Source organism: Acidovorax sp. M14, assembly GCF_049331375.1.
GTDB lineage: Bacteria > Pseudomonadota > Gammaproteobacteria > Burkholderiales > Burkholderiaceae_C > Acidovorax.
Map to the genome: position 1 here is coordinate 2347463 of NZ_CP186263.1, position 12074 is coordinate 2359536.

The 12074-nt window shown below is 66.6% G+C and carries 12 protein-coding genes; 5 read left to right on the top strand and 7 right to left on the bottom strand.

Translation table 11 applies throughout. The features are described 5' to 3' along the window. Positions 1–10: 10 nt before the first annotated feature. From ACOYR4_RS10745 to ACOYR4_RS10755, 3 genes are all read right to left on the bottom strand, one after another. Positions 11–718: a fumarylacetoacetate hydrolase family protein gene (locus tag ACOYR4_RS10745; RefSeq protein ID WP_422849509.1), complete on the bottom strand. Its 708-nt coding sequence runs from the start codon at positions 716–718 to the stop codon at positions 11–13. An 84-nt stretch (positions 719–802) separates the two neighbouring features. After that, positions 803–1936 (bottom strand): cupin domain-containing protein, encoded by a 1134-nt coding sequence (locus ACOYR4_RS10750; protein WP_015014224.1) that lies wholly within the window; start codon positions 1934–1936, stop codon positions 803–805. Between the two features lie 65 nt (positions 1937–2001). Beyond that, positions 2002–3204 (bottom strand): 3-hydroxybenzoate 6-monooxygenase, encoded by a 1203-nt coding sequence (locus tag ACOYR4_RS10755; RefSeq protein ID WP_015014223.1) that lies wholly within the window; start codon positions 3202–3204, stop codon positions 2002–2004. Between the two features lie 126 nt (positions 3205–3330). On the opposite strand from ACOYR4_RS10755, the gene ACOYR4_RS10760 reads away from it, so the two are divergent. From ACOYR4_RS10760 to ACOYR4_RS10780, 5 genes are all read left to right on the top strand, one after another. Further along, positions 3331–3813 (top strand): MarR family winged helix-turn-helix transcriptional regulator, encoded by a 483-nt coding sequence (locus tag ACOYR4_RS10760; RefSeq protein ID WP_110958762.1) that lies wholly within the window; start codon positions 3331–3333, stop codon positions 3811–3813. A 4-nt stretch (positions 3814–3817) separates the two neighbouring features. Beyond that, positions 3818–4720: a LysR family transcriptional regulator gene (locus ACOYR4_RS10765; protein ID WP_422849648.1), complete on the top strand. Its 903-nt coding sequence runs from the start codon at positions 3818–3820 to the stop codon at positions 4718–4720. A 127-nt stretch (positions 4721–4847) separates the two neighbouring features. Beyond that, the gene (locus tag ACOYR4_RS10770) at positions 4848–5333 is read left to right on the top strand and encodes an NUDIX hydrolase (RefSeq protein WP_422849510.1); all 486 of its coding nucleotides are present in this window, start codon (positions 4848–4850) and stop codon (positions 5331–5333) included. Between the two features lie 107 nt (positions 5334–5440). Next, positions 5441–5893: a YiiD C-terminal domain-containing protein gene (locus ACOYR4_RS10775; protein WP_422849511.1), complete on the top strand. Its 453-nt coding sequence runs from the start codon at positions 5441–5443 to the stop codon at positions 5891–5893. A gap of 170 nt (positions 5894–6063) precedes the next feature. After that, a complete protein-coding gene (locus ACOYR4_RS10780) occupies positions 6064–6636 on the top strand; it encodes a hypothetical protein (protein ID WP_422849512.1) in 573 nt (190 codons plus the stop codon). 33 nt (positions 6637–6669) lie between these two features. Here the strand turns inward: ACOYR4_RS10780 and ACOYR4_RS10785 are convergent, their stop codons facing one another. The 4 genes from ACOYR4_RS10785 to ACOYR4_RS10800 form a co-directional block, all read right to left on the bottom strand. Further along, positions 6670–8349, bottom strand: a complete 1680-nt coding sequence (locus ACOYR4_RS10785) for a PAS domain-containing sensor histidine kinase (RefSeq protein WP_422849513.1) — start codon at positions 8347–8349, stop codon at positions 6670–6672. Between the two features lie 258 nt (positions 8350–8607). After that, positions 8608–8766 (bottom strand): DUF3309 family protein, encoded by a 159-nt coding sequence (locus ACOYR4_RS10790; RefSeq protein ID WP_007856361.1) that lies wholly within the window; start codon positions 8764–8766, stop codon positions 8608–8610. Between the two features lie 262 nt (positions 8767–9028). Continuing rightward, on the bottom strand, positions 9029–10672 hold the full coding sequence (locus ACOYR4_RS10795; RefSeq protein ID WP_296339865.1) for a DHA2 family efflux MFS transporter permease subunit: 1644 nt from the start codon (positions 10670–10672) through the stop codon (positions 9029–9031). Between the two features lie 16 nt (positions 10673–10688). Next, entirely contained in the window at positions 10689–12023 is a 1335-nt protein-coding gene (locus ACOYR4_RS10800; RefSeq protein WP_422849514.1) for an HlyD family efflux transporter periplasmic adaptor subunit, read from the bottom strand. Positions 12024–12074: the final 51 nt, after the last annotated feature.

Sequence of the window (12074 nt, forward strand, 5' to 3'; positions counted from 1 at the left end):
GGTCCTCGGTTTATGCGGGTTGGCCCACGGTCAGCGCGATTTCGCCCACACCCTCCACGCGGCCGGTGATGTGGTCGCCTGGCACCACGGCGCCCACGCCTTCGGGCGTGCCGGTGTAGATCAGGTCGCCGGGCTGCAGGTGGTAGAACAGCGAGAGGTCAGCAATGATCTCGCGGATGTTCCAGATCAGCTTGTCCACGTTGGACTGCTGCTTGACCGCGCCGTTGACCGACAGCTCGATCACGCCGGACTCGATCACCTGGCCCGGCATGGGCACGACCTCGCTCGCCACGGAGGATTGCTCCACGTCCTTGCCCAGGTCCCAGGGGCGACCCTTGTCGCGCGCCACCAGTTGCAGGTCGCGGCGGGTCATGTCGAGGCCGCAGGCGTAGCCGTAGATGTGCTCATGCGCCTGCTCGGCCGGGATGCGGAACCCGGCCTTGCCAATCGCCACGACCAGTTCCATCTCGAAGTGGTAGTTCTGCGTCTCGGGCGGGTAGGCCACGGTGGCGCCCGATGCGGTCAGTGTCTGGGGCGCCTTGGTGAAGTAGAAGGGGCGCTCCACGCTTTTGTCCACGGGGCGGCCCATCTCGACAGCATGCGCGTGGTAGTTGCGGCCCACAAAGAACAGGCGGTGGATGGGCAGGCGCTGCGCGCTGCCGCGCACTGGCAACGATTGAACGGGCGGTGGGGTCCAGAGGTAAGAGGTAGCAGTCATCGGGGCTTCCGGTCGAAGAGGAGTGCAGGGCCCACCCGCGTGGGCGGGCAGACGCTGCAAGGAATGAATGGGGCGGGGTTGTTGTCAGGCAGGCTCGATTTGTTCGCGCCAGGCATGCACGGCCTCAAAAATCGGTGTGTCGCTGAAGCGAAACAGATCCAGCGAGGGCTGGCCGGCATCGCACTGGGCGGTGAAGGGCTGCCAGGACGGCACCACAAACATGTCCCCACGGCGCACCTGCCACTGGTGGTCTCCCACCTTCACAGTGCCCTGGCCGTCAAACACCTGGAACACCGACGAGCCCACCTCGCGGCGCGTGCGGGTGGTGGCGCCGCTGCTCACGCGGTGCATCTCGCAGCGGATGGTGGGCAGCACGTCGCGGCCATTGGTGGGGTTGGTGTAACGCACTGCGGCGTGGCCGGGGCTCAGCGTGGCGGGGTGGCCCTCGGCTTCCAGCGCCAGTTGTTCGTTGAGGGCCTTGTCGGTGTCCACCCAGCGGTAGGCCAGCATGGGGGTGACGGGCTGGTCCTGCAGTTGCGACACCGGGCGCAGGCCCGGATGCGCCCACAGTCGTTCGGAGCGTGAGAGCATGGGCGTGATCCGCTCTGCCGGGCTGATGGCGTCGCGCCCCACCTCGAAGAACTGGGACTCGGTGTAGTAGGCGAACGGAATGTCCAGCCCGTCGATCCAGGCCATGGGCTTGTCGGCCGCGTTGTGGTGGGCGTGCCAGTTCCACCCGCCCTGGGGCAGGAAGTCGCCGCGCGACATGCGCACCGAGTCGCCATTGACCACGGTCCACACCCCTTCGCCCTCCACGATGAAGCGGAACGCGTGCTGTGTGTGGCGGTGTTCGGGCGCGTCTTCGCCCGGCATCAGGTACTGGATGGCCGCCCACAGCGTGGGGGTGGCAAAGGGCCGCCCGCCCAGGGACGGGTTGGCCAGGGCGATGGCCCGGCGCTCGCCCCCGCGCCCCACGGGCACGATGCGGCCGGCTTCATCGGCCAGCGGCACCAGCCGGTCCCACCGCCACAGGTGGGCGCTGGCCTTGCTCTGCGGATGGGGGGGCATCAGGTCGCCGATCTGCGTCCACAGCGGCACCAGCATTTCCTGCTCAAAGCCACGGTACAGCTGCTCCAGCGCGGGGGTGGGCTCGGGCTGGCCAGGGGCCGCCACGGCGGACAGGCGAACGGGGGACGGTACGGGATCCATCTCGCTCATGGGAATTCCTTGGGTTGAATGTGGGGGTAGGGGAGAAGATCGATGGGGCAAGGCGCCCGGCTGGCTCAGTCGGCCAGGCAGTTGTCGACCTTCCAGCCATACAGCCACTCCATCGCGTCGTAAAAACGCTCAGGGCTGCGGCCCTTCCAGAGGTCGTTGCGCACCAGGCGCTCCACGCCCTGGGCGTGAAAGATTCGGCCCATTTCGCGTGCCGACAGCACCACGCGTGCCGTGCGGGCGACGCGCGAGCGCTCGTACAGCGACAGCGCCTGGGGGAAGTCGTGTTGGCAGCGCTTGAGAGCCTCGCCCAGCGTCACCGCGTCTTCCAGCGCCATGCAGGCGCCCTGGGCCAAGTACTGCAGGGTGGGGTGGGCGGCATCGCCCAGCAAGGTGGCACGGCCAAACGTCCACTGGCCGATGGGCTCGCGGTCGGCGGTGGCCCAGCGTTTCCAGCTCTTGGGCATGTCGATCAGCTGGTGGGCGCGCGGGCAGCAGTCGCGGTAGTAGCTCTGCACCTCTTCGCGGCTGCCCTCGCGCACGCCCCATTCCTCCTGCTCGCGGCTGTGGAAGGTCACGACCACGTTGTACTGCTCGCCGCCACGCAGCGGGTAGTGCACCAGGTGGTAGTTGGGGCCGACCCAGATGCTGGCGGCGTTCCAGCGCAGGTCTTCGGGGAAGTCGTTCTTTTCCACCACGGCGCGGTACACCACATGGCCCGACACGCGGGCGGCATCGCCGACGTATTGCTGGCGCACGACGGACTTCACGCCATCCGCACCAATCAGGGCCTGGCCCCGGTGCGCCACGCCATGCTGGTCGTACACGGTGACGGTGTCACCGGTTTGCTCCACGCGCTCGATGCGCGTGCCGGTCAGTGTCTCGATGTTGCCGTGCGCTTTGGCCCCTTCCAGCAGCGAGGTGTGGATGTCCGCGCGGTGGATCACGGCGTACGGGTTGCCAAAGCGCTGGCGAAAAGCCTCGCCCGTGGGGATGCGGCCGACCAGGTGTTCGTCCAGCGCGTCATGCATCACCATTTCGTCGGTGTAGACCGCGCGGGCCCGCGCCAGCTCGCCAATGCCCAGGGCGTCGAACGCGGCAAAAGCGTTGGGGCCCAGCTGGATGCCCGCGCCGATCTCGCCGAGCTGCGGAGCCTGCTCCAGCACCTTGACCGCATAGCCCTGGCGTGCCAGGGCCAGCGCTGCTGCCACGCCACCGATGCCGCCGCCAGCGACCAGGACGGGCGCCGTGGGAGTGTTCAAAACTGTCATTGCCGCTGTCTCCATCCGTTGTGCCACTGACGTGGATCAATAAGCCGTATACATATCAAAAGTACACTGATAATTAGTGTAGGGCCTAAAATGACCCGCATCAAGATCGGTAGAAACCCTAGATTCATGTCCGTAGAGATCGACAACCTCCCTGGTTTCCATATCCGCCGCCTGCAGCAGATTGCGGTGGCCGTGTTTCTGGAGGAGACGCAGGCCACGGGCATCACCCCTGTGCAATACGCTGCGCTGTATGCCGTGGGGCGCGAGCCGGGCATCGACCAGCGCACGCTGGCGCGCACCATTGGTTTTGATACCTCCACCATTGGCAGCGTGATCGACCGGCTGGAGTCGCGCGGGCTGATGCAGCGCAATGCCCACCCCGAAGACCGCCGCGTGCGTCTGCTGACCCTCACGCCCGAAGGCCAGCGTGTGCTGGAAGAGGTGGAGCCCGGCATGCTGCGCGCGCAGGAGCGCATGCTCGAACCCCTCGCGCCCGAACAGCGCGCGGTGTTCATGGACATGCTGCGCACGCTGGTGCGGGGCAACAACGCGCTCAGCCGTGCGCCCAGCGAGCCGCTGGACGGACGCGCTGCACGGCGGGCCCGGTGACGCCATGGACTGGGACAACCTGCGCTACTTTCTGGAACTGGCCCGCGCTGGCACGTTGGTGGGGGCCGCGCGCCGCCTGGCCGTGGACCACACCACGGTGGCGCGCCGCCTGCAGGCGCTCGAAAAGCAGGTGGGCTCCGCCCTGTTTGCACGCGAGGCCGGCGGCCACCGGCTGACCGAGGCCGGGCGCGCGCTGCTGCCCCAGGTCGAGGCCATGGAGGCCGCCTTTCTGGCGGTGGAAAACGCCACACCCGGCGTGCGCCAGGGCCTGCATGGCCTGGTGCGCATCGGTACCACCGAGGGCTTCGGTAACCTGATCCTGGCGCCCCAGCTGGCCCGGTTTGCGCTGGACCACCCCGGCCTGGTGGTGGACCTGCTGGCGCTGCCGCGTTTGGTACACCTGTCGCGCCGCGAGGCGGACATCGTCATCTCGCTGGAACGCCCGGCGCGCGGTGCGGTGGTGGTCGTGAAGCTCACCGACTACGTGCTGCAACTGTATGGAGCGCGCAGCTACCTGCAGCGCAATGCCCCCATCCACACGCCAGACGATCTGCGGGGCCACACCTTCATCAGCTACGTGGACGATCTGCTGTTCAGCAAGGAACTGCAGATTCTGGACGAGCTGCACCGCCCCGCGCACTTCGCGCTGCGCAGCACCAGCATCCTCGCCCAGTACGAAGCCGCCCGCGTGGGGGCGGGGCTGGCAGTGCTGCCCGCCTTTGTGGCGGCGCAAGACCCGTCGCTGGTGCCCGTATTGCCAGGGGTGGCACGCTTTCAGCGCACCTTCTGGATGTCCATGCCGGGCGACAACAAACATGTGGCCCGCATGCAGGCTACCTGGGCGTTTTTGCGCGAAGCGGTGGCGGCGCAGCAAGGGTTGCTATTGCCGCCTGCGGATGGACAGTGAATTGCTTTTGCTACTGTATTAATAGCTGTTTGCGCTTTTGAGGTAAGCGCTAGAGGCCATTTTGGCTTGATATCGGAGGGCAAAGGATGGAAGTGAAGAATCAATCAGGATCTGAGTCTTGAACCCCATGCCACATCCCAGCCCGCTTCGCGTGCGCCAACGCGCAGCGGCGCTGATCCAGAGCGAGGGCCGCGTGCTGCTGCACCGGGTGGTGGGCGACGCTTTCTGGGCGTTGCCCGGCGGTGGCATCGATGCGGGGGAGACGGCGGCACAAGCCCTGGTCCGAGAACTGCAGGAAGAACTGGGCCAGCCCGTGGAGCCCGGCCCGCTGGCCTGTGTGGTGGAAAACTTCTTCACGTACGCTGGCACCGCGTACCACGAGATCGGGCTGTATTTGCACGCTATTCCGCTGCCCGGAAGCCTGTTGTTGTCGCGCCCGGGGCCCTATGCGGGCGTCGAGGGCTCGCGCGCGCTGGAGTTCGCGTGGTTCGGGCCGGACGAGCTGGAGGGCATTGATGTGCGGCCTGCATTTCTGGCGGCGCACCTGCGGCACTGGCTGGTGCACGGAAGGGCTGAGGTCGTGCACATCGTTCACCGTGACCCGGGCTTTTGAAACCGACCCGTTGCGGCGGTGGTAGCCAAGTGCTGCGCTGCACCACGTTGGACGCTGTGCGGCGTTTTGATAGGGTCAGCGCTTGGCACTTTTTAGTGGGAAATCCTGTGACTCCTTCAGAACTGCAAACCTACCTGCACCAACACATCCCCCTGTCCCAAGCCATGCAGATCACCGTGGTGGAGGCATCGTTGCAGCAAGTGGTGCTGACGGCGCCCCTGGCGCCCAACATTAACCACCGCGAAACGGTGTTTGGGGGCAGCGCATCCGCTGTGGCCATTCTGGCGGCCTGGTCGATGCTGCACCTGGGGCTCACCGCTGAGGGGCTGGGCAGCCGGCTGGTGATCCAGCGCAACACCATGGACTACCTCATGCCCATTGACGGCAACTTCACGGCTGTAGCCCTGGCGCCATCGCGGCCGGCCTGGGAGCCGTTCACCCGCATGATCCGCCGCAAGGGGCTGGGCCGGATCACGCAGGCCGCAGCGCTGCACTACCAGGGGCAGGTGGCGGGGTCGCTCGCTGGCGAGTTTGTGGCCTTTGGCCCAGGCTATGCGTGAAGCGTGAGCAGTGGGGCGCTCTTGCATGAGGGGCCAAACTCGCCCCTTTAGCCCCCGCTGATCCCGCCATTGCCTGGGCGGCAGGCGCGTAACCTTGTGGCCCTGGGCGATGCGGCGGACTCCGGATGGATGGGGTCGCCAACGCGGTCGCCACACAGGAGTTCATGGCGATGTCCCCTCTCATTTCCGGCCTCGCATCGGTGGCGTCGATGATTTTCAATGCAGCCGCCAGCGGCGCGGGCAAGGCGTCTGCGCGGCGTGGGGGCGAGGCGGCAGCGCCCGAGCCCTCGGCCGTGGTCACGCTCAGCCCCGAGGCGCAGACGCTGGCGGGCATGGCGGGGCAGGGCGTGTTGGCTACTCAAGGGACATCTGCGGAAACGGTAGCCGCCGTGGGTCGTTCATCGGGTCAGACCACAGCGGCACTGCCCGGTGGCCGTGCAGCGGGTGCGGTGTCCAAGGACGATTTCCAGGCGCTGCTGACGCGGTTTGGCGCTACCGACGACCAGAAGCAGCAGATCACCGCAGGCTTTGATGCCGACAAGGACGGCGTCATCACCCACGATGAATTCCTCAAGGGTCTTGCGCGCACCAGGGGCCAGCAGGCAACTACCGACCCCTTTGCGCAGGCCGTGCTGCAGGTGATGGACCGTGCGGGCAACGCCGATGGCACCGTGGGCAAGGACGAGTTTGCTGCCCTGTCGTCAGCGTTTGGCCTGGCCGAGCGGCGCACGCACACGGTTTGACTGGACCCTCTGCACTGCAGGGTTCTGGCTCGCTCAGGTCACTTTGGGCAGCGGCAGCAACACCCAGAAGCTGCTGCCCTTGCCCGGCTCGCTCTCCACACCCAGGCTGCCGCCCATGCCCTCGACCAGGCGTTTGCACAGCGCCAACCCCAGCCCGGCGCCCTCGAAGCTGCGGGTGGTCGATCCGTCCACCTGCTCGAACAAGGTGAAGATGCGATGCTGGTCGCCCGCCGCAATTCCGATGCCCTCGTCGGTGACGCGCAGACGCCATACGGTGGAGTCCGGCGTGTCTTGCTCGGTGTGCAGGGCCAGGCGGATAGCGCCTGAGCGGCTGAACTTCACGGCGTTATCCAGCAGGCTGACCAGCACTTGCTGAATGCGCTCGGCATCGCCCACGTGGTGGGCCGTGCTGCCCTCGCCGTCGATGGTCATGAACATTTGCAGCCCCTTTTGGCGCGCCTGCGGCTCCAGCAGCTGCAAGGCATCGGCTGCCAGCTCGGGCATCGACAGGGGGGCGAACTGAAACGCTACCTGGCGTGTTTCCAGCGCGGCCAGGTCGATGAGGTCGTTGAGCATGCGCGTGAGGCCCGTGGCCGCGTCCATTACGTTGTTCAGGATGGGCTTGAGGCGTTCGTCCTGCGTGCGGTTGCGCACCAGCTCGGTCATGCCCAGGATTAGGGTCATGGGCGTGCGCAACTCGTGCCCGATGTTCGCCAGAAAGATCCGCTTGGTATTGAGCGCGGCCTCGGCCGCCTCCTTGGCGACGGACAGCGCCGCCGTTCGCTCCTTGACCCGGGCCTCCAGGTGCTCGCGCTCGGCCTGCAATGCCTGCTCCAGCTCCCGCCGGGCGGTCACGTCGCGCCCGATGCTGTGGTAACCGGCGGGTTGGCCCGAGGCGTCGCGGTACAGGCGGCTGGACATCTCGAACCAGCGCACACTGCCATTGGCACAGCGCATGGGCAGTGTCAGCAGTTGCTGCCGCTCGCGCACAGCCTGTCTCAGTGCTTCGGCACCCTCGGGCGTCAGGGCTTTGAAGATGGACTTTCCGATGACGTCGCGGGCAGGCACGCCGCGCGCCCGTTCGTCGGCGGGGCTTACGTACGCCACCGTCATGTCGGGGTTGATCCGCCAGATGACTTCTGCGGCGCCTTCGGTCAGCAAGGTGTACTGCTGGTCCCGATCGGACAGGTGCTGGTACAGGCGCAGCGCCTCACTGACGAACAGGTAAAAACACAGGCTGCTCAGCGACAAAGCCAGCGTGAAGATGATGAGCGCGTGCAGCGAATACGGCGCGCTTTGCATGCCGTTGCTGCCCAGCACGATGGCCAAGGTCGCGGCGGTGTAGCCCACACCCGCCGCGCGCCCCAGCAGCAGGTAGGCCGCACCCACGCCGATCAGGAACCACACGGCGCGCAGCTCGTGCCCCAGGGGCTGCCACAGGGCATAGGTAAAAAGTGCCATCCCGATCAGGGTCTGGATGAGTGCCACTGGAACATAGACCTGGGGCCAGCGGCGCAGGGCCCACCACAACGCTGCCATGAACACGGTGCCTGCTCCCAGGGTGAGGCTCCATGACCCGGGTGTGGCGACCAGCCCAGCCGCGCCCGCTGCCAGCAACAGCAGCTCAAAAGCCACATTGGCCAGCAGGATGCCCCGCAGCAGGCGGATTTGAAACTGCCGCATGTTGCCAATGGCGGAGGGGGAAAAGGGCATGGTGGGGGTGGTACGGCAATTCTTTGAATTTATCGTTTATATCAAATAAATGATTGAAATGCCAATATTATCAATTTAATTGTATTTTTTATGCAAATTGATCATTTAGGCGTTTCTGGCCGAGGCTGGGTAGCCCCAAGACCTCGCGCTCCCTACAAAGCGCCCAAAACAAAGGGCCCTCGAAAGGGCCCTTGTGTGCATTTGAAAACTTCCCCTGGGCAGACGCTGTGTGGCGTGTACCGGGAGTTCAGATACCCGTCATATCCGTCCCATCAGCAGCAGGATCACCAGGATCAGCACCACCAGACCAATCCCGCCGCTGGGCCCGTAGCCCCACGAGCGGCTGTGGCCCCAGGTGGGCAGCGCGCCGACCAGGATGAGGATCAGAACGATCAGAAGAATCAGCGAGAGTGACATGGCAGTTCCTTGTTGGAGTGGTTTGCGGTGAGTGCATTGTTGGGTGCACCCCGCGAACTGCCCGCAGGTGCCGCGCCCGCCGCGCGGTCAGGGATTTCCGACACCGGCTGTGGGATGCGCGGACTGCAGCGGGGCGCGGCCCCGCTGACTCACTGCGCAGCCATGTCAAAAATGATAGCTACCAGCGCATAATCCCCTGGCGCTTGCGGCCGTTTTGGCCTGTAGTGTCCGCCGCGAGGCCCCTGGCACGCGGCGGACGGGCTCAGTGGGCGCCCGCAGCGTCTGCCGCGCCCGCGCCGCCGGTGCGTGCCGGGCGTTTGGTCAGCCAGATCAGCCCGATGAGCAGCAGGAACAGACCTGCCGAGCCCAGGAAGATGTCGTTGGCCGCGCGGGTGAAGGCCTGCTGGTCGATCAGCCGGTTGATCTGCGCCAGTGCCTGCATTTGCGTGAGGCCAGAGGCCATCAAGCCGTCCAGCGTCTGCGCGAACACGCCCTGGCCTTGCACCAGCCCTTCGGTCAGGTGCGCGTGGTGCATGGCGGCGCGGCTCTCCCACAGCGTGGTGGCAATCGACGTGCCCATGGCCCCGGCGGTGATGCGCACGAAGTTCGACAAGCCTGCCGCCGCCGGGATGCGGTCTGGCGATACGCCAGCCAGCGTCAGCGTGGTCAGCGGAATGAAGAAGAACGCCATGGCCGCACCCTGCAGCAGGGTGGGGATTAGGATGTGGATGAAGTCCGTCTGCACCGTGAACTGCGAGCGCATCCACAGCACCGTGCTGAACACGATGAACGCGCCCGTGGCCATGCGGCGCGGGTCCCACTGGCCGACCTTGCGGCCCACCAGCGGTGTGAGCAGGATGGCAAACACGCCCACCGGCGCCAGCGCCATGCCGGCCGAGGTCGCGGTGTAGCCCATCCACTGCTGCAGCCACAGTGGCAGCAGCACCACGTTGCCGAAGAACAGCGCATAGGCTACCGAAAGCGCCAGCGCACCAAAGGTGAAGTTGCGGCCCTTGAAGAGTTTCAGGTCCACCACCGGATGCTTCTCGGTCAGCTCCCACACCAGGAATACGGCGAACGCCACCACGGCCACCACACACAGGGTGATGATCTCGCCCGAGGCAAACCAGTCCAGCTCCTTGCCCTTGTCGAGCATGAGTTGCAGCGCGCCCACCCACAGCACCAGCAGGCTCAGGCCCACGGTGTCAATCGGCAGCTTGCGGATGGGCGTTTCGCGCTTGCGGTAGATGCCCCAGGTCAGCACCCCGGCCAGCAGGCCCACGGGCACGTTGATGTAGAAGATCCACGGCCAGGAGATGTTGTCGGTGATCCACCCGCCCAAGAGCGGCCCCACCACCGGCGCCACCAGCGTGGTCACGCCCCACAGGGCCAGGGCAGTGCCCGCCAGAGCGCGCGGGTAGCTGGCCAGCAGCAGCGTTTGCGACAGCGGAATCATCGGCCCGGCCACCAGGCCTTGCAGCACGCGGAAGAAGACCAGCATCTCCAGCGACGACGCAAAGCCGCACAGCCAGGAGGTCAGCACGAAAAGCAGCACGCTCATGGTGAACAGCCGCACCGCGCCAAAGCGCTGCGTGAGCCAGCCAGTGAGCGGCACCGAGATCGCATTGGCCACACCAAAGCTGGTAATGACCCAGGTGCCCTGGCCGGGGCTCACGCCCAGGTCACCGGCAATGGCGGGGATGGAGACGTTGGCGATGGACGAGTCCAGCACGTTCATGAACGTGGCCAGCGACAACGACAGCGTGCCCAGCAGCAAGGCGGTGCCCTGCAGTGGCGGATAGGCAGCGGGCGGGCCGGGTGGCGCCGCAGGGGGCGACACCGCAGCAGGCGCCGCCGGAGCGAGGGCCTGGCCTGCGGCGTCAGCAGTGGGGTTGGCGGCAGTCATGCTCGGTCAACCCCTCTCACTGCACCACGGGGGCTTGCACTGCAGGTTGCACGGGGGCTGATGCGTGCTTCTGAGCTTGTACGGCCTGCACAGCCTGCTGGCTCCCCACCTTGGGCGATGCCACCGCCACGGCGGACTTGCCACTGCGGCCCAGGTTGGCGGCAATGATGTGCGCCACTTCGTCGTCGGCGGCCTTGAACTGCTCGTCAAACACGGCGGTGGCGGCCACGGGGGTGGTGCGCTGGGTGTCGGCCAGGGTCTTGCCGCTCTGGTCGGCAGTGTCCACCTTCACTTCCATCGACAGGCCCACGCGCAGCGGGTGCTCGGCGACTTCCTTGGGGTCGAGCGCAATGCGCACCGGCACGCGTTGCACCACCTTGATCCAGTTGCCGGTGGCGTTCTGTGCGGGCAGCAGTGCAAAGGCCGCGCCGGTGCCGGCGCCCAGGCCCGTCACGGTGCCGTGGTACGTGACCTTGGTGCCGTACACGTCGGCTTCCAGCTCGGCGGGCTGGCCGATGCGCAAGGTCTTGAGCTGGCTTTCCTTGAAGTTCGCGTCCACCCACAGGTCGTTCAGGGGCACCAGCGTCATCAGCGGGGCGCCCGCCTGCACGCGCTGGCCCACCTGCACGCCGCGCTTGGCCACATGGCCGTCCAGCGGGGCGACCAGTTGGGCGCGCTGCACGGCCAGGTAGGCCTCGCGCACGCGGGCCGAAGCGCGCTGCACGTTGGGGTGTTGTTCGATGGAGGTGCCTTCGGTCTGCGTCTGGCTGGCGGCCAGTTGTTCTTGTGCGGCCAGCACAGCCGACTGGGCGGCGGCCACGGTGCTCTTGGCGGCGGCTAACTGCGCGGTGGCGTGTTGGAACTCTTCCTTGCCCACGGCACCGCTGGCCATCAGCGGGGTGCGGCGGTTCACGTCGTCTTGCGCGCGGGCAGCATCGGCCTGGGCGCGGGCCAGGTCAGCGCTGCGCAGGCTGACCTGCGCCTTCAGCGTGGAGTTGTTGGCGTACAGGGTGCGCACTTCGCGCACCGTCTGCGCCAGCTGGGCCTCGGCCTGTTCCAGCGCCACGCGGGCGTCAGCGGGGTCCAGCTTGACCAGCAACTGGCCGGCCTTCACAAAGTCGGTGTCGTCCGCGCCGATGGACACCACGGTGCCGCCGATTTGCGGCGTGATCTGCACCACGTTGCCCGCCACGTAGGCGTTGTCGGTGGTCTCGACATGGCGGCCATTGGCCCAGTGCCAGCCGCCCCAGCCAATGGCCACCAGCGCGACGGCGGCAGCAATCAGGGTGAGGCCCCGGCGGCGGGCGGTGTTGGACTCGTTGGCGGTGAGGGGTTCGCTCTTAGCGGTCATGGCAATGGTCTTTCAGGAATGTGTTGTTATGTGTTTTTGAAGAGGGCGGTG

Coding starts and splice junctions, on each gene's coding strand:
- ACOYR4_RS10745 (WP_422849509.1), bottom strand. CDS start 718: ATGACTGCTACCTCTTACCTCTGGACCCCACCGCCCGTTCAATCGTTG.
- ACOYR4_RS10750 (WP_015014224.1), bottom strand. CDS start 1,936: ATGAGCGAGATGGATCCCGTACCGTCCCCCGTTCGCCTGTCCGCCGTG.
- ACOYR4_RS10755 (WP_015014223.1), bottom strand. CDS start 3,204: ATGACAGTTTTGAACACTCCCACGGCGCCCGTCCTGGTCGCTGGCGGC.
- ACOYR4_RS10760 (WP_110958762.1), top strand. CDS start 3,331: ATGTCCGTAGAGATCGACAACCTCCCTGGTTTCCATATCCGCCGCCTG.
- ACOYR4_RS10765 (WP_422849648.1), top strand. CDS start 3,818: ATGGACTGGGACAACCTGCGCTACTTTCTGGAACTGGCCCGCGCTGGC.
- ACOYR4_RS10770 (WP_422849510.1), top strand. CDS start 4,848: ATGCCACATCCCAGCCCGCTTCGCGTGCGCCAACGCGCAGCGGCGCTG.
- ACOYR4_RS10780 (WP_422849512.1), top strand. CDS start 6,064: ATGTCCCCTCTCATTTCCGGCCTCGCATCGGTGGCGTCGATGATTTTC.
- ACOYR4_RS10785 (WP_422849513.1), bottom strand. CDS start 8,349: ATGCCCTTTTCCCCCTCCGCCATTGGCAACATGCGGCAGTTTCAAATC.
- ACOYR4_RS10790 (WP_007856361.1), bottom strand. CDS start 8,766: ATGTCACTCTCGCTGATTCTTCTGATCGTTCTGATCCTCATCCTGGTC.
- ACOYR4_RS10795 (WP_296339865.1), bottom strand. CDS start 10,672: ATGACTGCCGCCAACCCCACTGCTGACGCCGCAGGCCAGGCCCTCGCT.
- ACOYR4_RS10800 (WP_422849514.1), bottom strand. CDS start 12,023: ATGACCGCTAAGAGCGAACCCCTCACCGCCAACGAGTCCAACACCGCC.